The sequence below is a fragment of the Microbacterium memoriense genome (assembly GCF_025398275.1).
Taxonomy (GTDB): Bacteria; Actinomycetota; Actinomycetes; order Actinomycetales; family Microbacteriaceae; genus Microbacterium; species Microbacterium memoriense.
Window position 1 is genome coordinate 1 of sequence record NZ_JAODOR010000016.1, and the last position, 25,667, is coordinate 25,667.

Sequence of the window (25,667 nt, forward strand, 5' to 3'; positions counted from 1 at the left end):
GGTGGCCTTTTCTCGTTAACAACGCTCCTGAAAGGATGCTGCGATGAACGAAGATGAACGACCCCGCAACGGGGGCAAGCCGCGCTACACGCAGGCAGATTCGAGTTCGCGCGCTCCGCGGTCGGCCGAGGGCCGTCCGTACGTGAAGCGTGACGGCGACAGGCCGGCACAGCAGCGCGATGGCGAGCGTAAATCGTATCCGCCGCGCGATGGTGAGCGTAAGTCGTACGCACCCCGCGATGGTGACCGGAAGCCGTACGCCCCGCGTGACGGTGAGCGGAAGTCGTACCCGCCGCGTGACGGTGAGCGGAAGTCATATGCTCCGCGTGACGGGGAACGTCGTTCCTATCCGCCGCGTGATGGTGAGCGGAAGTCTTACCCTCCTCGCGATGGTGAGCGTCGTTCGTACCCTCCGCGCGATGGTGACCGCAAGCCGTATGTTCCGCGCGACGGTGAACGTAAGTCGTTCGCGCCCCGCGATGGCGAGCGTCGTTCGTACCCGCCGCGTGATGGTGAGCGGAAGCCGTACACCCCGCGTGACGGTGAGCGGAAGTCGTACCCTCCCCGCGATGGTGACCGCAAGCCGTATGTTCCGCGTGACGGTGAACGTAAGTCGTTCGCCCCCCGCGATGGCGAGCGTCGTTCGTATCCTCCCCGCGATGGTGACCGGAAGCCGTACGCTCCGCGTGACGGTGAGCGGAAGCCGTACCCGCCGCGTGACGGTGAGCGTAAGTCGTATCCTCCTCGTGATGGCGAGCGGAAGTCATATGCTCCGCGTGACGGGGAACGTCGTTCCTATCCGCCGCGCGATGGCGAGCGGAAGTCTTACCCGCCGCGTGACGGGGAACGTCGTTCCTATCCGCCGCGCGATGGCGAGCGGAAGTCTTACCCGCCGCGCGATGGTGAGCGGAAGTCGTACCCGCCGCGCGATGGTGAGCGGAAGTCGTACCCGCCGCGCGATGGTGAGCGGAAGTCGTACCCGCCGCGCGATGGTGAGCGGAAGTCGTACCCGCCGCGCGATGGTGAGCGGAAGTCGTACGCGCCCCGTGATGGTGAGCGCAGCTCGTACCCGGCCCGCGATGGGGGATATCGCAGCGCGCGTCCGCCGCAGGACTCCGATCGCCGATCGGTTCCCTCGGGCCCCGTCTTGCCCGACGACGTCACTCCTCAGGATCTCAACGGACCGGCCCGCAACGAGCTGAAGACGCTGAGCAAGGAGAACGCCGAGCAGGTCGCGCGCCACCTGGCGATGGCCGCGCGGCTGATCGACGAAGACCCGGCGCTTGCACACGAGCACGCGTTGGCTGCGTCGCGGAGTGCCGGCCGGATCGCCGTCGTCCGCGAAACCGTTGCGATCACGGCTTACGCGACGCAGGACTTTGCCCTGGCTGTGCGCGAGTTGCGCACCTTCCGTCGGATTTCGGGACGGGATGACCAGATCGCGCTGCTCGTCGACAGTGAGCGCGGTGTCGGACGTCCCGATCGCGCCCTCGAGGTCGGTCGCGCTGTCGATCGTGCCCAGCTCCCCGTCGATGTGCGGGTCGAACTCGCGATCGCGATGTCGGGTGCCCGCCTCGATCTCGGCGAGAACGAGCGCGCGTTGCAGGAGCTCGACATTCCTGAGCTCGACCCGGACCGCGCATTCAGCTGGAGCCCGGGGCTTTTCGCTGCGCGCGCTGCGGTGCTCGAGGAGCTCGGACGCACGGAGGAGGCTGCCGAGTGGCAGCGTCGCGCGGAGGTGGCGGAAGATGCCCTGGGCGCTGTCGATGCCGACCGGGAGTTCGTGTTGGTCGACGAGGTCGAAGAGATCCCCGACGCGGACGATGACCGTGACGAAGATGTCGACGCGGACGCGGACATCGACGATGCTGGTGCGCCCGAACCGGAAGAAGGCACCGTCGAGGAACCCGGCGTCGACCATGTTCGGGACGCGGAGCCGGCCTTCACGATCGAGGATGAAGTCGACGAGATCCTGAGCGAGGCAGGCATCGACGAGGACAAGGCCTGATGGCAGTGTTCGCCCGTCGTGCCGGTCGCACCCCGTTGGATGGCGTCGACGCGGTTCTCGCGGATCTCGACGGTGTCGTCTACGCCGGACCCGGCGCGTTGCCCCACGCGATTGACAGCCTCAACCGTGCCGGTGAGTCCCGTCGGCTCGGTTACATCACGAACAACGCGTCGCGCACCGACGCGACCGTCGCTGACCACCTGCGTTCGCTGGGCCTGAGTGCGACGCAGCCGGACGATGTCGTGACCAGCCCGCAGGCCGCGATGCGGCTCTTGCGCGAGCGGGTGGCACCCCCCGCGACGATTCTGGTCGTCGGTGGCGACGGACTCGTGCACGAACTCGAGAAGGCCGGCTACACCGTCACCCGCAGCGCCGACGATGCGCCGGCAGCCGTCGTGCAAGGCTTCGCGCCCCACGTCGGGTGGGAGCACCTCGCCGAAGCGGCCTACGCGCTGGCGACGCCGGAGGACGAGGGCGGCATCCCGTGGATCGCCACGAACACCGACTGGACGATCCCGCAGGCGCGGGGGATCGCGCCGGGAAACGGCACGCTGGTGTCCGCCGTCCACACGGCCGTCGGCCGGTTGGCTGTGGTGGCGGGCAAGCCGGAGCGCCCGATCTTCGATGAGGCGGTCGCCCGGTTCGGGGCGCAGCATCCCCTGTTCCTCGGAGATCGGCTCGACACCGACATCGCGGGCGCGCAGGCGGCGGGTATCGACTCGGTCCTGGTGCTGACCGGCATCGACCGACCCAAGCATGTGTTGGCGGCACCCACGACCTCGCGTCCGACGTACATCCTCGGCGATCTCCGGGAACTCCATGAGGCGTACCCCGAGACCGTCGTCCGCGGCGATGTGACGACCGTCGGAACCGCGGCGGTGCGCATCGATGGGCCCGATATCCACATCGTCGCGGAGGGGGATCGTCCGATCGACCTCGTGCGCGCGGGAGCCGCCGCCATCTGGGCGACCGGTCGCGCGATCTACGGCTTCCGCGTGCCCGAGCGGTTGTACGCGGATCCGTTCCATCGGCCCTGACAACGCTCCGCGGCGCGATGCACCGCGTATCTTGGATGCATGTCGATGGATGCCGCTGACCCCGACGCTCGCCGTGAAGACCTGCTCTCGACCCTCGATGTGATCGAAGGTCAGCCGCTGTCCGAACGCGCCGGTGCGTACGCAGCCCTGCACGACGACCTCGCGCGCCGCCTCGAGTCCGGCCCGCGCGACCACCACGCGTGAGCACGCGCTTGGACGCGGCGGTCGCCGCGCGCGGTCTCGCCCGCTCGCGCACCCAGGCCGCCCAACTGATCGAGGCGGGGCTGGTCTCGGTCGGCGGGCGTCCGGTCGTGAAACCCTCGGCGAAAGTGGACGATGGCGACGTGATCGAGGTGGCAGCATCCGACCACTACGTCAGCCGCGCCGCCCACAAACTCGTCGCGGGTCTCGATGCGTTCCAGGTCGCGGTCGAGGGGCGTCTCGCACTCGACATGGGCGCCTCCACGGGCGGTTTCACCCAGGTGCTCCGCGAACGCGGCGCCGACCCGGTGATCGCCGTCGACGTCGGCCACGGCCAGCTGTCTCCGGCGGTCGCGGCGGATGCCGGAGTCGTCTCGGTCGAGGGCTTCAACGTCCGCTACATGACCGCCGCGTCGCTCGCCGAGGCATCCGGCATCGCCGCACAGCCGCAGATCATCACCGGCGACCTGTCCTTCATCTCGCTCGCGCATGTGCTTCCGGCCGTCGCGGCGGTTGCCGACCCGGCGTGTGAGATCGTGCTCCTCGTTAAACCGCAGTTCGAAGTCGGTCGCACGGGCGTGCGGGAAGGGCTCGTGACCGACCCGGCCGCCCGCGCCGACGCGACCACGAGCGTTCTGTGGTCTGCATGGGATGCGGGACTCGGAACCTTCGGCGTGATCGCATCGCCGATCGCCGGCACGCACGGCAATCGCGAGTTCGTGGCGCATCTGCGCCCCCGGCGCAGCGCCGGCGATCTCGGAAACCCGACAGAATGGTTGAGCACGGTGAACCGATTGGCGGGAGAGGGATGACCACGCAGCAGCGGAACATCCTCGTTGTCGCGCACGCGCGCCGCGAGGAGACCATCGCCGCGGCGCTGCGCGTGATCGGTGCGCTCACAGCGGCCGGAGCACGCCCGGTGTTGCCCGGTGATGACCCGGAGATCGTCGCGGCGCTGGCTGAGATCGCGCCGCTGGTCACACTGGGAGTCGACGTCGACGTCGCTGACATTGAACTTGCGATCGTCTTGGGCGGTGACGGCACGATTCTCCGCGCCGCCGAACTCGTCCGCGACGGCACCGCGCCGATTCTCGGAATCAACATGGGGCACGTCGGATTCCTCGCCGAGATCGAGGCGGATGTCATCGACGACGCCATGCGGCGCGTGATCGATCGCGACTACGAGGTCGAGGAGCGCATGGCGCTCAGCGTGCGCGTGAAAGACGCCCCGGGCTCGGTGATCTACGAGACGTGGGCGCTCAACGAAGCCACGGTCGAGAAGGCCGCACGCGAGCGGATGATGGAAGTCATCATCGAGATCGACGGCCGACCGCTGTCGAGCTTCGGGTGCGACGGCATCGTGATCGCGACGCCGACCGGCTCGACCGCCTACAACTTCTCCGCGGGGGGACCGGTCATCTGGCCGACTGTCGAGGCCATCGCGGTCGTCCCGCTGTCGGCGCACGCGCTGTTCGCCCGTCCGCTCGTGGTCGGTCCCGAAGCATCGGTCGCGATCGAAGTCCTCGCGCGCACCGACGGCACCGGAATCCTGTGGTGCGACGGTCGCCGTTCGCACGACCTGCCGCCCGGCGCGCGCGTGGTCGTGCGGCGCTCGCGGCGAAGCGTGCGGCTCGCGCGCCTGCATCCCGCACCGTTCACCGACCGCCTCGTGCGGAAGTTCCAACTGCCGGTCACCGGATGGCGGGGACCCGACACCACGCCCGCACGGGAGAACCCGTGATCGAACAGGTGACGCTGCGCGATCTCGGTGTGATCGCGGAAGCGTCCCTTCCCCTCGGGCCCGGCTTCACGGCCGTCACCGGAGAGACCGGTGCGGGCAAGACGATGGTCGTCACCGGTCTCGGTCTGCTGCTGGGCGCGCGTGCCGATGCGGCGGCGGTGCGCGCCGGCGCCGACCAGGCGGTCGTCGAGGGCGTGTGGATCGTCCCGGAGACCGGAGCGGTCGCCGATCGCGTTGCTGAGGCGGGCGGAGAGATCGAGCCGATCGGTGGCGGACGCGCGGAACTGTACCTCGGACGCACGCTCACGGCCGAGGGTCGAAGTCGTGCGAGCGTCGGTGGACGGACGGCCCCGGCCGGCGTCCTCGCAGATCTCGCCGACCAGCTCGTCGTGGTGCACGGACAGTCGGATCAGCTCCGGCTGCGCTCGGCCGCCGCTCAACGCGACGCACTCGACCGTTTCGGGGGACCGCGGATCGCGACGGCACTGGGCGCCTACCGCGCCGCACACGCACACGCACGGACCCTCGCCGCCGAGCTCGACGCTCTGACGGCCCAGCGCGCAGAGCGCGTCGACGAGGCCGCGCGTCTACGCGCCGTGCTGGCCGATATCGAGCAGGTCGACCCTCAGCCGGGGGAGGACATCGAGCTCGCCCAACGGGCAGATCGCCTCGCGAACGTGGAGGATCTCCGTCTCGCGGCAGCGACCGCCCACGCCGCGCTGTCGAGCGACGACGACCAGCCCGACGTCGCGGGGATGCTGGCCGAAGCCCGCCGGGCCCTCGAACGCGCGGCGGGAAATGATCAGGCTCTCGCCGCTCAGGCGTCAGCGCTGGAGGAAGTCGGATACCGCATCGCGGATATCGCCGGTGATCTCAGCGCGTACCTCGCCGACCTCGACGAGTCCGGACCGCATGAGCTGGCCACCGTGCTCGATCGCCGCGCCGCGCTGAACACTCTGATCCGCGCGCACGGCACGCTCGAGGAGACCATCGCTCTCCGTGAGACTGGCGCGGCACGCCTGCTCGAACTCGACGACGACGATGACCGCATCGAGCGATTGACCGCCGACGCGGAGGTAGCGGCATCCGCCCTCGACGACGCGGCGCAGGCACTGACGGCAGCCCGAGTGGACGCTGCCGGCCGGTTGAGCGCCGCCGTCACCGACGAACTGCGTGCGCTCGCGTTGCCCGATGCGCGCGTGGAAGTCGCGGTCGAGCCCGGCGCCGAATCCGCTGCCGGGCGCGATGATGTCGCCCTGCTGCTCGCTCCGCATCCCGGGGCCGCACTCCGCTCGGTCGCGAAGGGTGCCTCCGGCGGCGAGCTGAGCCGGGTCATGCTGGCGATCGAGGTCGTCATCGCCGGCACCGACAGCGTTCCGACGTTCGTCTTCGACGAAGTGGATGCCGGGATCGGCGGTGCTGCGGCGATCGAGGTCGGACGCCGCCTCGCGCGCCTCGCGGAGACCAGCCAGGTGATCGCGGTCACGCACCTCGCGCAAGTGGCGGCGTTCGCGAACAACCACTTGAGCGTCGTGAAGTCCAGTGACGGGTCCGTGACGGCCTCCAGCGTGCACGCGCTCCACGGGGCCGACCGCGAAGCCGAGATGGCTCGACTACTCTCGGGATTGTCGGATTCGACCGCTGCACTCGAACATGCCCGGGAGTTGCTGAGCCTCGGCACTTCACGACTGATAGGATGAAAGCCCGTGACGGACACTATTTCTACAACGGGCAAATCTTCCAACGACACCACCAAGCACATCTTCGTGACCGGCGGTGTCGTTTCTTCGTTGGGTAAGGGGCTCACGGCAGCGAGTCTGGGTAACCTGCTCACGGCGCGTGGCCTGCGTGTCGTGATGCAGAAGCTCGACCCGTACCTGAACGTCGACCCGGGAACGATGAACCCGTTCCAGCACGGCGAGGTTTTCGTCACCGATGACGGAGCCGAAACCGACCTCGACATCGGTCACTACGAGCGGTTCCTCGACATCGAGCTCAGCGAAGCCGCCAACGTCACGACCGGCCAGATCTACTCGCAGGTGATCGCTCGCGAGCGACGGGGCGAGTATCTCGGAGACACGGTGCAGGTGATCCCGCACATCACCGACGAGATCAAGCGACGCATGCGTCTGCAGGCAGACGAGACCCCCCGACCCGATGTCATCATCACCGAGGTCGGCGGCACGGTCGGTGACATCGAGTCGCAGCCGTTCCTCGAAGCCGCCCGTCAGCTCCGTCACGAACTGGGCCGCGACAGTGTGTTCTTCGTCCACGTCTCCCTCGTGCCGTTCATGGGCGCATCGGGTGAGCAGAAGACCAAGCCGACGCAGCACTCCGTCGCGGCGCTGCGATCGATCGGTATCCAGCCGGATGCCCTGGTGCTGCGCAGCGACCGACCCGTCACCGACAGCAACAAGCGCAAGATCGCGCTCATGTGCGACGTCGATGTCGAAGGCGTCATCAACACGGTCGACCTGCCGAGCATCTACGACATCCCGTCGACCCTGAACGATCAGGGCCTGGACAGTTACATCGCCCGCCGCCTGGGCTTGGCGGCGAAGGCGAACGAGGTGGACTGGACACGCTGGAACAAGGTGCTCCAGGCGGTGCACAATCCGCAGCACGAAGTCACGATCGGTCTCGTCGGCAAGTACATCGACTTGCCCGACGCCTACCTGTCGGTGACGGAGGCGCTCAAGGCGGGCGGGTTCGCGCAGGAGACGAAGGTCCAAGTCGTCTGGATCCCCTCCGATCTGTGCGAAACGCCCGAGGGAGCCGAGAAGGCGCTCGCCGCCGTCGACGGCATCGTCGTGCCGGGTGGATTCGGCATCCGTGGGATCGAGGGCAAGCTCGGCGCGCTGAAGTTTGCGCGCGAGCAGGGCATTCCGACCCTCGGTATCTGCCTGGGCCTGCAGTGCATGGTCATCGAGTACGCCCGCAACCTTGCCGGTCTCACCGGGGCGAGCTCGAGCGAGTTCGACCCCGACACCGAATTCCCCGTCATCGCCACGATGGCCGAGCAGGTCGACATTCTCGCCGGGGGAGACCTGGGCGGCACCATGCGGCTCGGTCTCTACGAAGCGGAACTGGCGGAAGGGTCGCTCGCGGCGGAGGTCTACGGATCGAACCGTGCATCCGAGCGTCACCGTCACCGCTACGAGGTCAACAACAAGTACCGCGACCAGATCGCCGCAGCCGGTCTCGTCTTCTCGGGCTTGTCGCCCGATCGCAACCTCGTCGAATACGTCGAGTTGCCGCGTGACGTGCACCCGTACTACATCGCGACGCAGGCCCACCCGGAGTTGCGGTCGCGCCCGACCGAGGCGAACCCCCTGTTCCGCGGGCTCATTGCCGCAGCCCTCGAGCGTCACAGCGCCGGCGAACTGTTCGACGTCGAGCGCGAGGACTGACGTGCTGCAGGACGACCCGACGAGCTTCGAGGTCACCCGCACCGAAACGGCGTACACCGGCAAGGTGTGGAACATCCGCCGCGACGAGGTCGCCTACGGCGGCGGAACGATGGTCCGTGAGTACATGGACCACACCGGCGCCGTCGCCGTTCTCGCGCTCGATGAGCAGGACCGGATGCTGCTGATCAAGCAGTACCGGCATCCCGTGCGGATGCGGGAGTGGGAGATTCCTGCCGGTCTCCTCGACATCGCCGAGGAAGACGCGCGGTCCGCTGCTGCCCGTGAGCTCGCCGAAGAAGCCGATCTCGTGGCAGCGCGCTGGGATGTGCTGGCGGAGTTCGCCACGTCGCCCGGCGGCAGCGATGAAGCGATCCGCATCTACTTGGCGCGGGACCTCTCGCCCGCGGCGGAGACGTTCGAGCGCACCGAGGAAGAAGCCGATATCGAAGTGCGGTGGGTGCCCCTTGACGAGGTCGTGGATGCCATCCTCGCCCGACGCGTGCAGAACCCGTCGCTGATCGTGGGGGCGATGACCGCGTACGCGGCTCGCGCGCGCGACTGGGCGACCCTCGCTCCCGCCGACAGCACCTGGGAGCGGCGGCCGCGTGCGATCGGGCCTGCCGACGCGATCGGTCCCACCGCGGCGTGAGGATCGAGCGCGCAGTCGACGCCTACCTCAGGCATATCTCCATCGAGCGCGGACTCTCCGATCACACCGTTGCGGCGTATCGGCGCGATCTTTCCGGCTATGTCGGGTGGTTGCGGACGCAGGGCGTCACCGAGACGGATGATGTCACGACCGCCCTGGTCGGTGCCTTCGTGGGGGAGAAGGCGGCATCCGTCCCGCCGCCGGCGGCGACATCGCTGGCGCGGCTGCAATCGTCGGTCCGGGGCTTGCACCGCTTCCTCGTGCGCGAGGAGCTCAGCGCGCACGACCCGAGCGACAAGCTCCGGCCGCCCAAGACGCCCCAGCGATTGCCGAAAGCGCTGCCGTACGACCACGTGGTCGCCCTCCTGGATGCCGCCGGGCCCGCGCCCGGCGATGCCACCGACACCGATCTCGTGCGGCTGCGCGACCGCGCGCTGCTGGAGCTGCTCTACGCGACCGGTGCGCGCGTCTCCGAAGTCATCCAGCTCGACGTCGACGACCTCGCGCACGGCGACGTGGTGCGGGTACGGGGCAAGGGCTCGAAGCAACGGATCGTGCCGGTGGGCTCGTATGCCCGTGCCGCCGTCGACGCGTACCTCGCGCGGGCTCGGCCGGAGCTTTCCCGGCGGGGACGGGCGACGCCGCGGCTGTTCCTCGGCGCGCGTGGCGCGCCGCTCTCGCGGCAGAGCGCCTGGCTCGTGATCCAGCAGGCGGCCGAGCGCGCACACATCGGCGCGCACGTCTCGCCCCACACCCTGCGGCACTCGTTCGCCACGCACCTGCTGCAGGGTGGTGCCGATGTGCGCGTCGTGCAAGAACTCCTCGGCCACGCATCCGTGGCGACGACGCAGATCTACACGCACGTCACGGTCGACGCGCTGCGTGACGTGTACGCGACCTCGCACCCCCGCGCGCGCTGAGGCCCTCCGGCCGCGCCGCGGCGCGGGGATAGACACGGTCGTGGGGACTGCGGGCGGCGCGGTGGGCGGCGCACAATGGGGGTGTGCGCCCGGCATCCCCTCTCACCGCCCACCGACCCGGCCGCGGGCTGGCGATCTTCTGGATCGTCGCGGGGATCGCGGGATGGGTCGTGTCGTTCCTGCTGTACCAGGAGTACATCGGACAGCTCACCGGGGCCGACGCGATCATCTCCTGCAACATCAGCCCGATCGTCACGTGCGGCCCGAACCTGCTCTCGCCCGGCGGCAACCTGCTCGGGTTCAGCAACTCGATCATCGGGATGGTGCTGTTCGTCGGGCCGATCTACGCCGGTGTCAGCGCGCTCGCCGCCCCGGGGGGACTGCGGGCGGGGTATTGGCGGACGTATGCGCTCTTCGTCGCCGGCGGGTTCACGCTCGTGCACTTCCTCGCCTACCGGAGCGTCTTCGAGTACGGCTCGCTGTGCCCGTGGTGCATGATCGTCTGGCTCGTGACGATCCCGCTCGGGTGGACGGTGTTCGGCTGGACACTGCGTGAAGGCCTGTGGGGTGCGGCGCTGCGCGGTGCGGGCCGACTCATCCTGTCCTGGATGCCGGTGATCGTGCTCGCCGACTATCTGCTGATCGCCGTGGCCGCCCAGCTCCGCCTCGACGTCATCGGTTCACTGTTCTGACGCGGGCGTATTCACGGCCCGCGTGTGAGCGGGCGGGCGCTGTGGTCTGGACACTGGAAGCATGGGAGTAGAACGCCTCCGTGATCGGCCCCGCTTGTTCTCGCGCCGGGCGGAGCTCGCTGCGCCTCCCGCCGGTGAACGACCCGGGTTCGCCCATGTGGCGAGTGACCAGGTCTATCTCGATTCGGCGTGCCAGAGTCTGCGTCCGCAACCGGTCATCGATGCGCTCACCGACTACCTGCTGAATTACGGCGCCTGTGGCGGCCGTGTCCGTTACCCCTGGGGGCGCCGCGTCGATGACGAGGTCGCGCGCACCCGCGCTCTGGTGCTCGACACGTTCGGCCTGTCAGCTCGGCGCTACTCGTGCGCATTCACGTTGAACACCACGTCCGCGCTGAACCTGCTGGTGGGCCAATTGCCTGCGCGGCGTTACGCCCGCATCATCACGACCCACACGGAGCACAACGCGGTGTTCCTGTCGACGATGACCGCCGCGCGTCGCGCCGGCATCCCGAGGGTCGTCCTCGAGCGTGCCGCCGACGGGCGCATCGAGACGTCCGGCACAGATCTCACGGATGCTCTCGTCGTCGTCTCGGCGATGGACAACGTCACCGGGGTGCTCACCTCCGCGATGCCCGACCTGATCGCGGACGTCCACCGTGCCGGCGGGGCCGTGATCCTCGACGCCGCTCAGGCGGCGCCACACGCACTCTCACACCTCCGAGGTCTCGGGGCCGACGCCCTGTGTTTCTCGGCTCACAAGATGTCTGGGCCCTCGCTCGGGGTCGTGGTCGCGACCCACGAGATGCTCACCTCGCTCGAGCTGAGCGTCGTCGGCGGGGGACAGGTCGCCGCCGTGACAGAAGACGCGTTCGAGCTGCTGCCCGAGCCGCACACCCGGTTGGAAGCGGGCCTCCAGCCCTGGGGCGAGATCATCGCCTTCGGTGCCGCGCTCGGCTGGCGGAGCGGTTTCCGCAGTGCGGCCGGCGAGTCGCTCACGGTTCATGAGGCTCGGCTCGCCGCGCGTCTCCGGGAGGAGATAGCGGCCTTGCCGCACCTCCGCCTGCTCAGTCCCGTGGGGTCACCGCTCGTGACGGTGCGTCCCGAGCGGGTCGACGGTCATCGGCTGGCGACCTTCCTCGCGCACGCCGGGATCATGGTGCGCAGCGGGTACTTCTGCGCGCACCACTGGCTACAGGAGCGTGAGGCCCATCCGCCGCTCGTGCGCTTCAGCGTCGGCGCGCACAACACCGACGCCGACATCGTTCACACCGTGGCGGTCATGGGCCGACTCATGCGAGGGCTGTGACATGGTCTGCGTCGTTGCGTTCCTCGTGGTCCTCGTTCTGTCGGCCGTCTCGGCGAAGTACCGCGCGCTCCTCGGCCGCGCGTGGGGATGCGTCTGGCGCAAAATCACTTTTCGCCCGTGCGATACGACGTTCCGGGAGGACGTCAAGAGCTCGCTCCTCGCGCCCCTCGCCATCCGACACCCTCGCTGGGTGAAGCCGGCATCCGTCGCGATCGAGATCGTCGCGTGGCTCATGGTGCTGAGCCTCATCGTGAGCCTGTATCTCCTGGGGCGCAGCGGCCTGAACCTGTTCGTCTACGGCACCTGCGACAAGCAAGACACGCAGGCATGCGCGCTCGCCGCCGAGTCGTGCTCGATCGATGGCGGCACTCCCACGTTCGGGGACTCTCTCGCCAGGGGAGACGTGCTCGGCGCGTTCGGGAACGAGTTCTCCTCACTCGGCGAAACGATCACCGCCGTCCCCAGTCGGATGAAAACGTGGGATGCCGCCGACTTCGCGCCGGAGAACGCCACCTTTCTCGGGGGCTACCGTCCGGGACTCCCGGTCGCGGTCGAGGTTCTGGACCCCGGATGCCGATTCTGCGCGGAGCTGTTCCGGAACATGGCGGAGTCGGGGTTCGCGGAGACCCACAACGTCACCTATCTCGCGTACCCGATCTCCTCGAGCCTGGGATCGAAGTTCCCGAACTCGCCGCTGGTCGCCTCGTACCTGGCGGCCGTGCAGTCCTACGAGGCCGACCTCGGTCATCTCACGGGCCCGACGGGAGACTGGGCGATCCTCGAGCAGCTGTTCACCGGTGAAGCTCCCGACGGGACGAGCTGGCAGGAATGGATGAACGACGCGGATCCGGATGCCGCTCGGGTGCAGCTTCAGGCGTGGCTGGCGGAAGCGGGCTACGACGCTGCCGCGATCGCAGCGATCGATGCGCTCGCCGGATCGGACGCCGTGGCGGATGTCCTGGCGCACACGCGGACGGTCGTGGAAAGCGATATTCGGACGGTCGCGATTCCGACGCTGATCGCCGGCGGTGGGCTGCACACGGGGCTCGTCGGTGTCGACACTCTGTCGCGTCTCCCGTAGCGTCGCTGAGCGGTGTGCGAGAATCGCAGGAGCGCAACGCAGAAGGCAGGAGAGTCGGTGACCGACAAGGCACGGGGGACGAAGAAGGCTCAGACGGGCGACACCCCGATGGGACCCACGGGACGTCCGTACCACGGCTTCCCGACCCCGCCGCCCCTCACCGGGCACGGTCCCGCGCGGATCATCTCGCTCTGCAACCAGAAGGGCGGCGTGGGCAAGACGACCACGACGATCAACCTGGCAGCATCCCTCGCTCAATACGGGCGCAAGGTCCTCGCTGTCGACTTCGACCCCCAGGGCGCCCTCTCGGCCGGCCTCGGGATTGCGACGCACGACGTCCCGACGATCTACGACCTCCTGCTGGACACCAAGCGCGACCCGCGTGACGTCATCGTGCACAGCTCGGTCGACGGGCTCGACATCCTCCCCGCCAACATCGACCTCTCGGCCGCAGAAGTGCACCTGGTCAACGAAGTCGCGCGGGAGACGATTCTCGCCCGGGTGTTGCGCAAGGTCTCCGGTGATTACGACGTCATCCTCATCGACTGCCAGCCGTCGCTCGGGCTGCTCACCGTGAACGCGCTGACGGCCAGCCACGGCGTGCTGATTCCCCTCGAGTGCGAGTTCTTCGCGCTGCGCGGTGTGGCCCTGCTGATCGAGACGATCGACAAAGTCCGCGATCGCCTCAACCCCTCGATCGAGCTCGATGGTGTCCTCGCGACCATGTACGACCCGCGTACCTTGCACTCGCGTGAGGTCCTCGAGCGCGTCGTCGACGCGTTCGGCGACGACGTGCTGGAGACCGTGATCGGTCGCACCGTGAAGTTCCCCGACGCGTCGGTGTCGGGTGTTCCCATCACGACGTTTGCGCCGGAGCACGCGGCCGCACAGGCCTACTTGCGATTGGCGCGGGAGCTGGTCGCCCGTGGCGCCGTCGCCTGATCCATTCCGCGTCTCGCTCGCCGGTTTCGACGGGCCGTTCGACCTGCTGCTGAGCCTGATCTCGCAGCACGAACTCGACATCACCGAGATCGCTCTCAGTAAGGTGACCGACGAGTTCATCGCGTACTTGAAGAACCTCGACGCCGACGAGGAACTCGAGCAGGCGTCGGAGTTCCTCGTGGTCGCGGTGACCCTCCTCGACATGAAGGTGGCCGGGCTCCTGCCTCAGGGCGAGCTTGTCGACGCTGAATCGGTTGCGCTGCTGGAAGCACGCGACCTGCTGTTCGCCCGCCTGCTGCAGTACCGCGCGTTCAAAGAAGTGTCGACCTGGTTCGCCCGTTGCCTGCAGCGCGAAGACCGGCGCCATGCGCGCTCGACCAGGCTCGACGAAAAGTACCGCCGCGCGGTGCCCGAACTCGTCTGGACGCTCTCGGCCGATGACTTCGCCGCTCTCGCGCTCCTGGCCTTCGCGCCGAAGGAGATCCCGCACGTCGGGCTCGACCATCTGCACGCGCCGCTGATCTCGATCCGCGAGCAGGCGGCGATCGTCGTGACGCTTCTGCGGGATGCCGGTACCCTCAACTTCCGGGAACTCGTCGTGGGTGTCGCCCAACCCGGGATCGTCGTCGCCCGGTTCCTGGCGGTCCTCGAGCTCTACCGCCACGCGGCGCTCTCGTTCGAGCAGCTCGAACCGCTCGGCGAGCTGACCCTGCGCTGGACCGCGGAACGCTGGTCCGAAGAAAACCTCGCCACCCTGGGAGCCGATTATGACCGATGACCCCTCGACGCGTTCCGCGACCGAAGCAGACGTGCCCCAGCGCTCGAGCGATCCGGCCGACGTCGCCCGACGACTCGAAGCGATCCTGCTGATCGTGGACGAGCCGCAGAGCCTCGTCGCGCTCGCGGCCGCCGTGGCCGCCCCGGTGCCTACCGTGCGCCACGCCGTCCAGACACTCGTCGCCGACTACGACGGGGAAACCGGTGGTCCGCGCCGCGGGTTCGAGCTGCGCGAGGTCGGGGGCGGGTGGCGCCTGTACGTCCGGGAGGAGTACGACGACGTCGTGTCGGAGTTCGTGAACTCCCAGGCACCCTCGCGGCTCTCACAAGCGGCCCTGGAGACGCTCGCCGTCATCGCGTACAAGCAACCCGTCACGCGCAGTCAGGTCGCTTCCATCCGCGCTGTCAACGTCGATTCGGTCGTCCGCACGCTCGTGGGCCGTGGCCTCATCACCGAACTGTTCACCGACCCCGAGACCGGTGCGATCAACTACGGCACGACAGATGCGCTCCTGGTGAACCTCGGCATCAATTCGCTCGACGAGTTGCCGCACATCGCGCCGTTGCTCGATGACGGCTCAGCCGGGTTCGAGACGGAGGTTCTGCGATGACGGAAGAAGAGCGCGACACCGAGGGTGTGCGACTGCAGAAGGTCCTCGCGAACGCCGGCGTCGCGTCGCGCCGGGTGTGCGAGCAGTACATCGCCGAGGGTCGTGTCCGCGTCAACGGCACCGTCGTCACCGAGCTCGGCTCCCGGATCGACCCGACTTCCGACCTCGTCGACGTCGACGGCACCGCGATCCAGCTCGACGCCACGAAGCGCTACGTCGTGCTCAACAAGCCGACCGGCGTCGTGTCGTCCATGAAGGATGAGCAGGGGCGCCCGGACCTCCGCCGGTTCACGCAGGATTGGCCGGAGCGTCTCTACAACGTCGGCCGCTTGGATGCCGAGACCAGCGGGTTGTTGGTGCTCACGAACGACGGCGACCTGGCACACGTGCTCGCGCATCCGTCGTTCGGCGTCACGAAGGTCTACATCGCGAAGGTCACCGGTCGTGTGTCGCCACAGACGATCGCGCGCCTGACGAAAGGTGTCGAGCTCGAGGATGGCCCGATCGCCGCCGACAAGGCGCGTCTGCTCGATGCCTCGGCGGGCGGCGGAACGAGCCTCGTCGAACTCACTCTGCATTCGGGGCGCAACCGGATCGTGCGTCGGATGATGGCGGAGGTCGGACATCCGGTCGTCGACCTCGTGCGTCGCCAGTTCGGGCCGCTGCACCTGGGGACGCTCCCAGCGGGCCGAGCCCGCGAATTGACTACAGTGGAACGTGGCGCATTGCTCACTCTTTCGCGCCGTGACGCCGCCGCGCCGGATGAGCCGGCCGCCGATCACTGAGCCACAGACGGATGACCGGAGATACCCGTGACCGACACGACCCGCGCCCCGGCGCGCGCCCGCGCGGCACGCGTCACCGGGACCGTGCGCGTCGTGGGGGCAGGGCTGCTCGGTTCGAGCATCGGTCATGCGCTTCGCGCGCTCGGCGTTGACGTCATCCTGGCCGACGCGTCGCCCGCCCAGCTGCGCCTCGCGATCGACTACGGCGCCGGACGCCCGGCCGCGGAAACCGACCGGCCGGTCCTGATCGTCGTGGCCGTTCCGCCCGATGTCACGGCAGACGTCATCGTGCGTGAGCTCACCGCCTTCCCGGACGCTGTCGTCACGGATGTCGCCAGCGTCAAGCTCGAGCCGTTGCGCGAGCTGCAGCGCCGCGGACTCGACCTCACGCACTACATCGGTTCGCACCCGATGGCCGGCCGCGAACGCGGCGGCGCGATCTCGGCGCGTGCCGACATCTTCGTCGGGCGCCCGTGGGTGGTCTGCCGGGATGAAGAGACCCCCGCCGCCGATCTCGCCCTCGTCGAAGCGCTGGCGCTCGATCTCGGCGCGACCCCCATCGAGATGACACCCGAAGAGCACGACCGTTCGGTCGCGCTCGTCTCGCACACACCTCAACTGGTGGCCTCTCTCCTCGCTGCTCGCTTCGCCGATGCGCCCGAGGGCTCGTTGCGGTTGGTCGGCCAGGGCGCGCGCGATACGACGCGTATCGCGGCATCCGCCCCGGAACTGTGGGTGCAGATCCTCGGCGCGAACGCCGGCCCGGTCGGAGATGTGCTCGCGGCGCTGGCCGATGACCTGCACGCGGTCGCGGGCGCCCTCCGCGATCCCGAAACGCCCGGTGCGCGGCGCGCCCTCGCCGACACGATCCGCCGCGGCAACGACGGCGTCGACCGTCTCCCCGGCAAGCACGGGCAGAACCGCCGCTTCGAACAGGTTGTCGTCATGGTCGATGACGCCCCCGGCCAGCTCGGCCGACTGTTCGGCGAGCTCGGCGAGCTCGACGTCAACGTCGAAGACCTCCGGCTCGAGCATTCTCCCGGCGCGCAGTTCGGCCTCGCCGAGATCAGCGTCATCCCCGGTGCCGTGCGTCAGGCCGTCGACGGCCTCACCGCGCGCGGCTGGAAGATCGCGAGCATCCCGTCATGAACACTTCACGCTCAGGGACCGGTGTGACCACGATCGCCATCGACGGACCGGCCGGAAGCGGCAAATCGAGCGTGTCGAAAGAAGTCGCCCGTCGTCTCGGCTACGGCTATCTCGATACCGGCGCGGCCTACCGCGCACTCGCGTGGCACGTGCTCGAGCGTGAAGCCGACACCGCGGACGCCGACGAGGTACTGGCCTCGGCGAACGACTTTCCGTACGCGATCTCACTCGACCCCGACGACTACTGGGTGCGGGTCGGTGAGACGGACGTCACCGATGCGATCCGCGAGCCCCGCGTGACGAGCGCGGTCAGCGGTGTGGCCCGTGTGCCCGCGGTCCGTGTGCGCGTGAACGAGATCTTCCGCGCGCTGGTGGCGGCATCCGGTCGCGCCGGCGTCGTCGTCGAAGGTCGCGACATCACGACGGTCGTCGCCCCCGACGCGCCGGTGCGGATTCTGCTGACCGCGGCCCCGGATGTGCGCGCCGCGCGCCGCAGCGCCGAAGTATCCACGCAGGACGCCGCGACCGTCGCGGCCGCCCTGCACCGCCGCGATGCGGCCGACAGCCAAGTCGTCGACTTCCTCACCGCCGCCGAGGGCGTGCGCGTCGTCGACTCGACCGAACTCGATTTCACACAGACCGTGGAGGGCGTCTTGGACGTCATCCGTGCAGCGACAGGAGCGGCCGCATGAGCGCCGAAGACGAATACGAAGGCGGCCCCGACCGCCTCGAAGAGAAGCTCGCCAACCTCGACGAGGAACTCGCCGAGCAGCGGGCGGCGGGCCTGCGGGCCTCGCTCGCCGATTACGAGCTCGACGAAGAGGATGCCGATCTCCTCCAGGGTTTCGACGGCGACGAAGACGGCTACGAGATCCTCCCGGCCCTCCCGGTCATCGCGATCGTCGGCCGGCCGAACGTCGGCAAGTCCGCGCTCGTCAACCGGATCCTCGGCCGTCGCGAGGCCGTCGTCGAGGACACCCCCGGGGTCACGCGTGACCGCGTCACCTACAAGGGTGAGTGGATGGAGCGCCGCTTCACGCTCGTCGACACCGGCGGGTGGGAGCCCGATGCCCGCGGCATCGACCGCTCCGTGGCAGCCCAGGCCGAGGTCGCGATCGAACTCTGCGACGTCGTGCTGTTCGTCGTCGACGCGATGGTCGGCGCCACGGCGACCGACGAGGCTGTTGTGCGCATGCTCCGCACCTCCGACAAGCCGGTCTTCCTGATCGCGAACAAGGTCGACGACGCGCGCCACGAGCCGGAAGCCGCCGCGCTGTGGAGCCTGGGACTCGGTGAGCCGCACCCGGTCTCGGCCATCCACGGCCGCGGCGTCGCCGACCTTCTGGACGAGGTCATGAAGGTCCTCCCCGAAGTGTCGGCCGTCGCCGGCAACGAGATCGGTGGACCGCGCCGCGTCGCGATCCTCGGCCGCCCGAACGTCGGCAAGTCGTCGCTGCTGAACAAGGCCGCCGGTGAAGAGCGCGTCGTCGTCAACGAGCTCGCCGGCACGACCCGTGACCCGGTCGATGAGCTCGTCGATCTCGGTGGCAAGCTCTGGCGCTTCGTCGACACCGCCGGCATCCGCCGCCGCGTGCACCTGCAGCAGGGGGCGGACTTCTACGCGTCGCTGCGCACCTCGGCCGCGCTCGAAAAGGCAGAGGTCGCCGTCGTCGTGCTCGACGTGTCGCAGTCGATCAGCGTGCAGGATCTCAACATCATCGACCTCGTGCTCGAATCGGGCCGTGCGCTCGTCCTCGCGTTCAACAAGTGGGATCGCCTGAACGACGATGACATGGAGAACGCGGACCGCCGTCGCTACCTCGAGCGCGAGATCGAACAGGACCTCGCGCACGTGACGTGGGCGCCGCGCGTGAACATTTCTGCGCGCACCGGCCGTCACCTCGAGAAGCTCGTTCCCGCGCTGGAGACCGCGCTGGCGTCGTGGGATCAGCGGATCCCGACCGGCAAGTTCAACGCCTTCCTGGCCGAACTCGTCGCCGAGCACCCGCACCCGCTCCGCGGTGGCAAGCAGCCCCGCATCCTGTTCGGGACGCAGGCTTCGACTCGCCCGCCGACCTTCGTGTTGTTCACGACCGGGTTTCTCGACCCGGGATACCGCCGCTTCATCCAGCGACGCCTGCGCGAGATCTTCGGGTTCGAGGGAACACCGATCGTCACCAACATGCGCGTGCGCGAGAAGCGCCAGCGCTGACGCACGCCGCTGCGACAGGTGGCGCATTCTGCCCCGACCACGCGCTGTGGTGGGCAGAATGCGCCACCTGTTTTGGTGCGTGCGCATCGAGGTGGCGCAATTCGCCCGGATACTCTTCGCGGCCGGGCAGAATGCGCCACCTGTCTGTGAGCGCTCCAGCCTCAGCGAACGACGAGACTCCGGAATCGCTCGGCCGGTAGGCCGTCCAACCGTAACTCCTCGCCGACCTCCGAGACCCGGGGGAGCGGATGCCGGGTCCCGGTCTCCCGGAACCGCTGCACCGCCCAGGCATCCACGCCCGCGTCGGCGAGGCGGCATCCGAGTTCGCGCAGGCGCGCGTCGTCGATCGCCGCGGGGTGCACCGTCGTCCGCACCTCGAAATCGAGCGGCCGGTCCGACCCCGCCCGCAGGAGGCGGTTGCCGAGCACGAGCTCGAGCGACCGCCACGCATGGCCCCCGCTCGGCGACGCGCCCGTGACGACGGTGTAGTCGTCGGGGAGCGCCTTGATGTCGAGTCCCACCCAGTCCGCGTGGGGCAGCGCGTGCGCGAGGAGACCCGGGTACGCGCCCGCCGTGTGCAGTCCGACCCGGAAGCCGAGGGCTCGAGCCATGTCCATCGCCGGCACGAGCGCCCGCTGCAGGGTCGGTTCTCCGCCGGAGAAGACGACGGCATCCAGTAACCCGATGCGGTCGCACAGCAGATCGACGACATCGCTCCACACCATGGATCCGTCAGCGCGCGGATCGATCAGCGCCGGATTGTGGCAGTAGAAGCAGCTCCACGGGCATCCCTGCAGGAAGACCGTCGCGGCGAGCATGTCCGGCCAGTCCACCGTCGAGAACGCGGTGACGCCGGCGATGTTCAGTTCGTGGGCTGAAGCGATGCGGGGCATGACTCCTCCTGTGCGGCCGTGAAGTACGTGCGCTCTTGAGCTTCGCCCTTCTTGCCGATGTTGAAGCTGGCGATGGGCCGGAAGTAACCCATCACGCGCGTCCACACTTCGCACTCCGCGCCGCACTCGGGGCACGTGGCGTGCTCACCCGAGCGGTAGCCGTGCTGCGGGCAGATGGAGAAGGTCGGCGTGATGGTGATGTACGGCAGGCGGAACCGCTCGAGGGACCGGCGGACGAGATCGCGGCACGCCGTCGCCGAGGGCAGGGCGGCGCCGAGGTAGAGGTGCAGGACGGTGCCGCCGGTGTACTTCTGCTGCAGCGGTTCTTGCATGGCCATCGCCTGGAAAGGATCGGCGGTGAAGCCGACCGGCAGCTGCGACGAGTTCGTGTAGTACGGGTTCGTCTCGGTGCCGGCGTGACGGATGCCGTCGAATCGGGCGATGTCTTCTTTCGCGAAGCGGTAGGTCGCGCCTTCCGCCGGGCTCGCCTCGAGGTTGAACATGTGCCCGGTCTCCTCCTGGAAGGTCACCATGCGCGCGCGGACGTGGTCCAGGAGCCGTTCGGCGAGAGCGAAGCCGGTATCCGTCGTGATGTCGTGCTCACCGCGCGTGAGGTTGCGGACGTACTCGTTGACACCGTTCACCCCGATCGTCGAGAAGTGGTTGTCGAGAGTACCGAGATAGCGCTTCGTGTAGGGGAAGAGGCCCGCCTCGATGTGCTGATCGATGATGGTCCGCTTGGCTTCGAGGCTGTCGCGGGCGAGGAGGAGCAACTCATCGAGCCGGTCGAGTGCGGCCTGCTCATCCGCGGAGTGCACGAATCCGAGACGCGCGCAGTTGATCGTGACGACACCGACCGAGCCGGTCTGCTCGGCCGAACCGAACAGCCCGTTTCCGCGTTTGAGGAGTTCGGTCAGGTCGAGTTGCAAGCGGCAGCACATCGAGCGGATCATGTGCGGATCGAGGTCGCTGTTCACGAAGTTCTGGAAGTAGGGGAGACCGTACTTCGCCGTCATACCGAACAAGGCCTCGACGTTCTCGCCCTCCCAGTCGAAGTCCTTCGTGATGTTGTAGGTCGGGATCGGGAACGTGAACGCGCGGCCGTCGGCATCGCCGGTGGACATCACCTCGATGAACGCGCGGTTGATCATCGCCATCTCGGGGGCGAGGTCGCCGTAGGTGAACGGCTGCACGGCACCCGCGACGAGCGGATGCTGCTCGCGAAGGTCGTCGGGGCACACCCAATCGAACGTCAGATTCGTGAAGGGCGTCTGCGTGCCCCAGCGGGACGGGACGTTGAGGTTGAAGATGAACTCCTGCATCGCCTGGCGCACCTGGTCGGGAGACAGGCCGTCGCGGCGCACGTACGGCGCCAGGTAGGTGTCGAACGAGCTGAAGGCCTGCGCACCCGCCCACTCGTTCTGGAGGGTCCCGAGGAAGTTGACGAGCTGCCCCAGCGCGCTCGAGAAGTGCGCGGGCGGTTGGGATGCGATCTTGCCGGGGACGCCGTTGAACCCCTGCTCGAGGACCATGCGCAGCGACCAGCCCGCGCAGTACCCGGCGAACATGTCGAGATCGTGGATGTGCAGATCGCCGTCGCGGTGAGCGTCACCCGTCGCGGGAGAGTAGACCTCGCTGAGCCAGTAATTCGCAATGAGCTTGCCCGCGGAGTTCAGGATCATCCCACCGAGCGAATAGCCCTGATTTGCGTTGGCGTTCACACGCCAGTCGGCGCGGCCGAGATACTCGTCGATCGTGTCTTTGACGGAGACAGTGGCGCGGCTCATGGGAGTCCTTTCGGGGAACGGGCGATGTCTGACCACAATATGTAGTGGTCGGACCGCGCGTCGAGCGCAGATGTGGCGTGTCGCCAAATGTGTCCCGACCACAGCCCCAGGGTGTGGGATGCCGCGGCATCCGCCGGGTATGACAGTCTGGGAGGCGTGACGATCGTGCCGCCCAGCCCCGGTGAGCCGCGCCGCCCCGACGGGCCGCGCGATCCCGGTGACGCCTGGGTCGTGACGCCGGACGGGACCCGATTCTGGGGGCGTTTCGGCGCGGCCGGCCTGCTGGCCGTGGACGCTGACCGCGGGGTTCTGCTGCAGCACCGCGTCACCTGGAGTCATCACGGTGACACCTGGGGGCTGCCAGGCGGAGCCCGCCACGAGGGCGAGTCGGCGTGCGACGGCGCGCTGCGTGAATCGGCGGAAGAAGCGGGGGTCCCGGCCGACGCCGTCCGTCCGCGGATGATCAGCGTGTACGACGCGGGGGTCTGGGCCTACGCCACCGTGGTCGCCGATGTCACCGAGCCGTTCGAGCCGGTGATCAGTGATCCGGAGAGCCGTGAGCTTTCGTGGGTGGCGCTCGCGGCCGTCGACGGATATCCATTGCACCCCGGTTTCGCCGCGTCGTGGCCGCGCCTGCGGGCGCTCCTCGATGTCCGCCCCGTCGTGCTGGTCGATGCGGCCAACGTCGTCGGATCCGTGCCGGACGGATGGTGGCGGGATCGCTCCGGTGCGGCTGACCGGTTGCTCTCCCGGCTCGCGGGTGTCGCCGCGCGGGGTGTGGATGCCGTCGCCCTGGACTTGCCCGAGGACACCTGGTTCCCGGAGATCGTCGCCGTGCTCGAGGGTGCGGCGCGGGCAGCCGGCGACGTCGCCGGGGTCACGGTCGTGCGCGCTGAGCGCGCGGGCGACGATGCGATCGTGGCGACCGCCGAGCGATTGATCGCGACCGGACGCACCGTCACTGCGGTGACGAGCGACCGCGAACTGGCGACGCGACTCGAGCGGGTGGCGGCATCCGTTCGCCCCGTCGGGTGGCTGCGCGACCTGCTGTGACGGCTACGCGGGCACCGCGGCGCCGGGTCATCGCGCTCGCCGGCGTCATTCTGACGGTGTTCGCGGGTCTGATCGTCCATACGGCGCTTCGTGACACTCCCGCCACCGACATCGCGGGCGATGCGCTGTACGCGGCGGCGATCTACGGGGGCATCGTGGTGGTCGCACCGCGATGGTCACCCTGGCGGGTCGGCGCCATCGCGATCGGGTGGTGCATCGCGGTCGAGTTGTTCCAGCTCACCGGGCTTCCGGTCCGCTGGGGCGAGGCCTGGGCGCCGCTCATGCTCGTGTTCGGGACGGTGTTCGACGCACGCGACGTGCTCATCTACCTTCTGACCGGGCTCGTGCTGCTGGCCGTGGACCTGGCCTTCGCCCGTCGCCGGCGCTGAGACTCCTGCATCAGCAGTTTTGTGGTCGCGAATCGTCGCCATACCCCGCGGGAGCGACGATTCGCGCCCGCTATTCGTCGGGATCGAGGCCGAGGCCGAGGTCGCGCCCGCGCAGGCGGTCGATGTCGCGCCGCTCGCGTTTGGTCGGGCGGCCCGCACCTCGGTCACGCACCGCGACCAGGGCCACGGGTTCACGCACGGGCGTGCGATCCTCGAAAGCGAGCGCCGCGACGGGCGCGCCGACACGCTTGGTCAGCAGCTGCCGTACCACCAGGACGCGGTCGAACCCGGATTGGCGCACGCGGAGCTCGTCGCCGATCCGCACCGGCTGGGCTGCCTTCGCCTTCTCACCGCCGACGCGTACGTGTCCCGCGCGACAGGCGGTCGCTGCCGCCGAACGAGTCTTGTAGACACGGATGGCCCACAGCCACGCGTCGACGCGGACGGTAGAAGCAGCCATGCCCTCGATTCTGCCCGGTCAGCGCAGCGTCAGCGACACGATGGGTCGGCTCGGCGTGGGACGGGCCACCTCGATGAACCCCGCGTCGAGGAAGGTCGACAGTGCGCCGTGGAAGAGCTCGTTGCTCGATGTCTTCTTCACGGCGACATCGATCGGGTATCCCTCGATCACCCGCGCGCCGTTGTCGCGTGCGTGCGCGACGGCCGCGTCGAGCAAGCGCGCGGCCACCCCCGCGCCGCGATGTTCAGGCCGCACCACAAAGCAGGTAATCGCCCACACAGAGCGGTCTTCGAAAGGCTCGGGCGACAGCTGCAGATTGCGGGTCGCGGCCAGGCGGGGCTGATCGGGCCGTGCCGACACCTTCACCCAGCCGGCCGCCTCGTTCTCGACATAGGCGAGGAGTGCCGAGGGAACGGGCGCAGCGAGGTCGCCGCGGAGGAGCTCGCGTCGCTCGTCGGCGGTGGTGGACTGGAAGTCTGTGTTGCGCAGCATCCACCACTGGCACCAGCACGACCCGCCATCGCCCCCGCCGGTGAGCGCGTGCTCGACGTCGTCGAAGCGGTCGACGGATGCCGGGACGATCTCGATCGAACTCATGCCGCGACGGTAGCGCCGGCTGCGGACATCGACAACGGTTCGCGGGCACGATCCGGACCGGGTAGGATAGGGGAGTTGTCCGCGTGCGGACGATGGACCGGGATGTGGCGCAGCTTGGTAGCGCACTTGACTGGGGGTTAAGTGGTTTACCACTCTTCGGTCGGCCCGAACAACTGAAAATCTATGCCACGGGCTGTGGCGCAGCTTGGTAGCGCACTTGACTGGGGGTCAAGGGGTCGCAGGTTCAAATCCTGTCAGCCCGACAGAGAATCCCTGATGAGAAGCAATTTTCATCAGGGATTTGTTGTTTCTGGACGTCGTTTTCTCTGGTCCCCCTCTGGTCCCCTGGACAGGTGGGCGTGGTCGACCTGTGGATGACAGAATCCGTCGAGATGCCCTGTCTGTGGACAAGGGGACCAAAAGGGGACCAGGACGGCGAATACCGGCGACGGAGCGGGTCACAGCCCGCGTCCCGTGCCCTGCCGCGGTCGTCGCGATGGGTTCCGAGGAGTGTCTCTGCTGAGGAAGGCGTTGGCTTGTTCCGCGGCGGAGGCGAGGTGGCGGTCATCGGGGTGGAGGTAGCCGCGTGTTGTCTCGATTGAGGCGTGTCCGAGGATCTCTTGGAGGACATGGAGGGGAACCCCGGCGTCGGCGAGCCAGGTGGCGCCGGTGTGTCGGAGGCCGTGTCGGGTGAGGTTCGGCAGGCCGAGGTCAGCAACGACCTGATCCCAACTGGTCGCATCGCGAACGGTGGCCGTCGTGAGGAAGCCGCCCCGTGGACCGACGAGGAGTGCTGCGTCCGATTGCTTGAACGCGCAGAGTCTTTTCAGGACCGGCCGGAGTGGGTCGAGAATCGGCACGCGACGCTCTTTGCGGCTCTTGGTTGGTTTGGTGATGAGGCCGCCCCTGCCGGGGAAGACTTGTCGTCTGATGATGACGAGGTTCTGGGCCTTGACCCCGGATC

The 25,667-nt window shown here is 68.5% G+C and carries 26 protein-coding genes and 1 tRNA gene; 22 read left to right on the forward strand and 5 right to left on the reverse strand.

Annotation, left to right across the window (positions count from 1 at the left end; genetic code table 11):
• The first annotated feature begins 1,147 nt into the window (after positions 1–1,147).
• The 19 genes from N4R40_RS12440 to der all read left to right on the forward strand — a co-directional run bounded on the left by N4R40_RS12440 (position 1,148) and on the right by der (position 19,524).
• On the forward strand, positions 1,148–2,008 hold the full coding sequence (locus N4R40_RS12440; protein WP_261607701.1) for a hypothetical protein: 861 nt from the start codon (positions 1,148–1,150) through the stop codon (positions 2,006–2,008).
• A complete protein-coding gene (locus N4R40_RS12445; protein WP_261607702.1) occupies positions 2,008–3,045 on the forward strand; it encodes an HAD-IIA family hydrolase in 1,038 nt (345 codons plus the stop codon). Before N4R40_RS12440 ends, N4R40_RS12445 begins: the two co-directional genes overlap by 1 nt.
• A gap of 39 nt (positions 3,046–3,084) precedes the next feature.
• The gene (locus tag N4R40_RS12450) at positions 3,085–3,249 is read left to right on the forward strand and encodes a hypothetical protein (protein ID WP_261607726.1); all 165 of its coding nucleotides are present in this window, start codon (positions 3,085–3,087) and stop codon (positions 3,247–3,249) included.
• Positions 3,246–4,058, forward strand: coding sequence for a TlyA family RNA methyltransferase (locus tag N4R40_RS12455; protein ID WP_261607703.1), 813 nt, complete (start codon positions 3,246–3,248; stop codon positions 4,056–4,058). The genes N4R40_RS12450 and N4R40_RS12455 overlap by 4 nt, the downstream gene beginning before the upstream one ends.
• Complete coding sequence (locus N4R40_RS12460) at positions 4,055–4,987, forward strand: NAD kinase (protein ID WP_261607704.1); 933 nt, start codon at positions 4,055–4,057, stop codon at positions 4,985–4,987. The genes N4R40_RS12455 and N4R40_RS12460 overlap by 4 nt, the downstream gene beginning before the upstream one ends.
• Positions 4,984–6,687, forward strand: a complete 1,704-nt coding sequence (gene recN / locus N4R40_RS12465; protein ID WP_261607705.1) for a DNA repair protein RecN — start codon at positions 4,984–4,986, stop codon at positions 6,685–6,687. Before N4R40_RS12460 ends, recN begins: the two co-directional genes overlap by 4 nt.
• A 6-nt stretch (positions 6,688–6,693) precedes the next feature.
• Positions 6,694–8,397 (forward strand): CTP synthase, encoded by a 1,704-nt coding sequence (locus tag N4R40_RS12470; RefSeq protein ID WP_261607706.1) that lies wholly within the window; start codon positions 6,694–6,696, stop codon positions 8,395–8,397.
• A 1-nt stretch (position 8,398) separates the two neighbouring features.
• The gene (locus N4R40_RS12475; protein ID WP_261607707.1) at positions 8,399–9,046 is read left to right on the forward strand and encodes an NUDIX domain-containing protein; all 648 of its coding nucleotides are present in this window, start codon (positions 8,399–8,401) and stop codon (positions 9,044–9,046) included.
• Entirely contained in the window at positions 9,043–9,966 is a 924-nt protein-coding gene (locus N4R40_RS12480) for a site-specific tyrosine recombinase XerD (protein ID WP_261607708.1), read from the forward strand. The genes N4R40_RS12475 and N4R40_RS12480 overlap by 4 nt, the downstream gene beginning before the upstream one ends.
• Before the next feature lie 83 nt (positions 9,967–10,049).
• A complete protein-coding gene (locus N4R40_RS12485) occupies positions 10,050–10,658 on the forward strand; it encodes a vitamin K epoxide reductase family protein (protein WP_261607709.1) in 609 nt (202 codons plus the stop codon).
• Positions 10,659–10,719: 61 nt separating this feature from the next.
• Entirely contained in the window at positions 10,720–11,967 is a 1,248-nt protein-coding gene (locus N4R40_RS12490; RefSeq protein ID WP_261607710.1) for an aminotransferase class V-fold PLP-dependent enzyme, read from the forward strand.
• A gap of 1 nt (position 11,968) precedes the next feature.
• The gene (locus N4R40_RS12495; protein ID WP_261607711.1) at positions 11,969–13,048 is read left to right on the forward strand and encodes a hypothetical protein; all 1,080 of its coding nucleotides are present in this window, start codon (positions 11,969–11,971) and stop codon (positions 13,046–13,048) included.
• Positions 13,049–13,156: 108 nt separating this feature from the next.
• Positions 13,157–13,990 (forward strand): ParA family protein, encoded by an 834-nt coding sequence (locus N4R40_RS12500; protein ID WP_261607724.1) that lies wholly within the window; start codon positions 13,157–13,159, stop codon positions 13,988–13,990.
• Positions 13,974–14,768, forward strand: a complete 795-nt coding sequence (locus N4R40_RS12505; RefSeq protein WP_261607712.1) for a segregation and condensation protein A — start codon at positions 13,974–13,976, stop codon at positions 14,766–14,768. The genes N4R40_RS12500 and N4R40_RS12505 overlap by 17 nt, the downstream gene beginning before the upstream one ends.
• A complete protein-coding gene (scpB, locus tag N4R40_RS12510; protein WP_261607713.1) occupies positions 14,758–15,378 on the forward strand; it encodes an SMC-Scp complex subunit ScpB in 621 nt (206 codons plus the stop codon). Before N4R40_RS12505 ends, scpB begins: the two co-directional genes overlap by 11 nt.
• On the forward strand, positions 15,375–16,163 hold the full coding sequence (locus N4R40_RS12515; RefSeq protein ID WP_261607714.1) for a pseudouridine synthase: 789 nt from the start codon (positions 15,375–15,377) through the stop codon (positions 16,161–16,163). The genes scpB and N4R40_RS12515 overlap by 4 nt, the downstream gene beginning before the upstream one ends.
• 27 nt (positions 16,164–16,190) lie before the next feature.
• The gene (locus tag N4R40_RS12520; protein WP_261607715.1) at positions 16,191–17,312 is read left to right on the forward strand and encodes a prephenate dehydrogenase; all 1,122 of its coding nucleotides are present in this window, start codon (positions 16,191–16,193) and stop codon (positions 17,310–17,312) included.
• Positions 17,309–18,004: a (d)CMP kinase gene (gene cmk / locus N4R40_RS12525; protein ID WP_261607716.1), complete on the forward strand. Its 696-nt coding sequence runs from the start codon at positions 17,309–17,311 to the stop codon at positions 18,002–18,004. Before N4R40_RS12520 ends, cmk begins: the two co-directional genes overlap by 4 nt.
• On the forward strand, positions 18,001–19,524 hold the full coding sequence (der, locus tag N4R40_RS12530; protein ID WP_261607717.1) for a ribosome biogenesis GTPase Der: 1,524 nt from the start codon (positions 18,001–18,003) through the stop codon (positions 19,522–19,524). The genes cmk and der overlap by 4 nt, the downstream gene beginning before the upstream one ends.
• Positions 19,525–19,685: 161 nt before the next feature.
• Here der and N4R40_RS12535 read toward each other — a convergent pair whose 3' ends face one another.
• A complete protein-coding gene (locus N4R40_RS12535; RefSeq protein ID WP_261607718.1) occupies positions 19,686–20,417 on the reverse strand; it encodes an anaerobic ribonucleoside-triphosphate reductase activating protein in 732 nt (243 codons plus the stop codon).
• Positions 20,387–22,306 (reverse strand): ribonucleoside triphosphate reductase, encoded by a 1,920-nt coding sequence (locus tag N4R40_RS12540; RefSeq protein ID WP_315902504.1) that lies wholly within the window; start codon positions 22,304–22,306, stop codon positions 20,387–20,389. Before N4R40_RS12540 ends, N4R40_RS12535 begins: the two co-directional genes overlap by 31 nt.
• 54 nt (positions 22,307–22,360) lie before the next feature.
• On the opposite strand from N4R40_RS12540, the gene N4R40_RS12545 reads away from it, so the two are divergent.
• The gene (locus N4R40_RS12545) at positions 22,361–23,257 is read left to right on the forward strand and encodes an NUDIX domain-containing protein (protein ID WP_261607720.1); all 897 of its coding nucleotides are present in this window, start codon (positions 22,361–22,363) and stop codon (positions 23,255–23,257) included.
• Positions 23,254–23,646, forward strand: coding sequence for a ribosomal maturation YjgA family protein (locus N4R40_RS12550; protein ID WP_261607721.1), 393 nt, complete (start codon positions 23,254–23,256; stop codon positions 23,644–23,646). Before N4R40_RS12545 ends, N4R40_RS12550 begins: the two co-directional genes overlap by 4 nt.
• 70 nt (positions 23,647–23,716) lie before the next feature.
• Here the strand turns inward: N4R40_RS12550 and N4R40_RS12555 are convergent, their stop codons facing one another.
• Together N4R40_RS12555 and N4R40_RS12560 are read right to left on the reverse strand one after the other, a co-directional pair.
• Positions 23,717–24,106, reverse strand: a complete 390-nt coding sequence (locus N4R40_RS12555; protein ID WP_261607722.1) for an RNA-binding S4 domain-containing protein — start codon at positions 24,104–24,106, stop codon at positions 23,717–23,719.
• Between the two features lie 18 nt (positions 24,107–24,124).
• On the reverse strand, positions 24,125–24,703 hold the full coding sequence (locus N4R40_RS12560; protein ID WP_261607723.1) for a GNAT family N-acetyltransferase: 579 nt from the start codon (positions 24,701–24,703) through the stop codon (positions 24,125–24,127).
• A 189-nt stretch (positions 24,704–24,892) separates the two neighbouring features.
• On the opposite strand from N4R40_RS12560, the gene N4R40_RS12565 reads away from it, so the two are divergent.
• Positions 24,893–24,966 (forward strand) — tRNA-Pro (locus N4R40_RS12565).
• A gap of 195 nt (positions 24,967–25,161) precedes the next feature.
• Here N4R40_RS12565 and N4R40_RS12570 read toward each other — a convergent pair.
• Positions 25,162–25,563, reverse strand: coding sequence for a tyrosine-type recombinase/integrase (locus tag N4R40_RS12570; RefSeq protein ID WP_261607725.1), 402 nt, complete (start codon positions 25,561–25,563; stop codon positions 25,162–25,164).
• Between the last annotated feature and the right edge of the window lie 104 nt (positions 25,564–25,667).

Bases quoted from the DNA above. Each gene is read 5' to 3' on its own strand.
- N4R40_RS12445 (WP_261607702.1), top strand. From the start codon at position 2,008: ATGGCAGTGTTCGCCCGTCGTGCCGGTCGCACCCCGTTGGATGGCGTC.
- N4R40_RS12450 (WP_261607726.1), top strand. From the start codon at position 3,085: ATGTCGATGGATGCCGCTGACCCCGACGCTCGCCGTGAAGACCTGCTC.
- N4R40_RS12460 (WP_261607704.1), top strand. From the start codon at position 4,055: ATGACCACGCAGCAGCGGAACATCCTCGTTGTCGCGCACGCGCGCCGC.
- N4R40_RS12490 (WP_261607710.1), top strand. From the start codon at position 10,720: ATGGGAGTAGAACGCCTCCGTGATCGGCCCCGCTTGTTCTCGCGCCGG.
- N4R40_RS12495 (WP_261607711.1), top strand. From the start codon at position 11,969: ATGGTCTGCGTCGTTGCGTTCCTCGTGGTCCTCGTTCTGTCGGCCGTC.
- N4R40_RS12500 (WP_261607724.1), top strand. From the start codon at position 13,157: ATGGGACCCACGGGACGTCCGTACCACGGCTTCCCGACCCCGCCGCCC.
- scpB (WP_261607713.1), top strand. From the start codon at position 14,758: ATGACCGATGACCCCTCGACGCGTTCCGCGACCGAAGCAGACGTGCCC.
- N4R40_RS12515 (WP_261607714.1), top strand. From the start codon at position 15,375: ATGACGGAAGAAGAGCGCGACACCGAGGGTGTGCGACTGCAGAAGGTC.
- cmk (WP_261607716.1), top strand. From the start codon at position 17,309: ATGAACACTTCACGCTCAGGGACCGGTGTGACCACGATCGCCATCGAC.
- der (WP_261607717.1), top strand. From the start codon at position 18,001: ATGAGCGCCGAAGACGAATACGAAGGCGGCCCCGACCGCCTCGAAGAG.
- N4R40_RS12535 (WP_261607718.1), bottom strand. From the start codon at position 20,417: ATGCCCCGCATCGCTTCAGCCCACGAACTGAACATCGCCGGCGTCACC.
- N4R40_RS12555 (WP_261607722.1), bottom strand. From the start codon at position 24,106: ATGGCTGCTTCTACCGTCCGCGTCGACGCGTGGCTGTGGGCCATCCGT.
- N4R40_RS12560 (WP_261607723.1), bottom strand. From the start codon at position 24,703: ATGAGTTCGATCGAGATCGTCCCGGCATCCGTCGACCGCTTCGACGAC.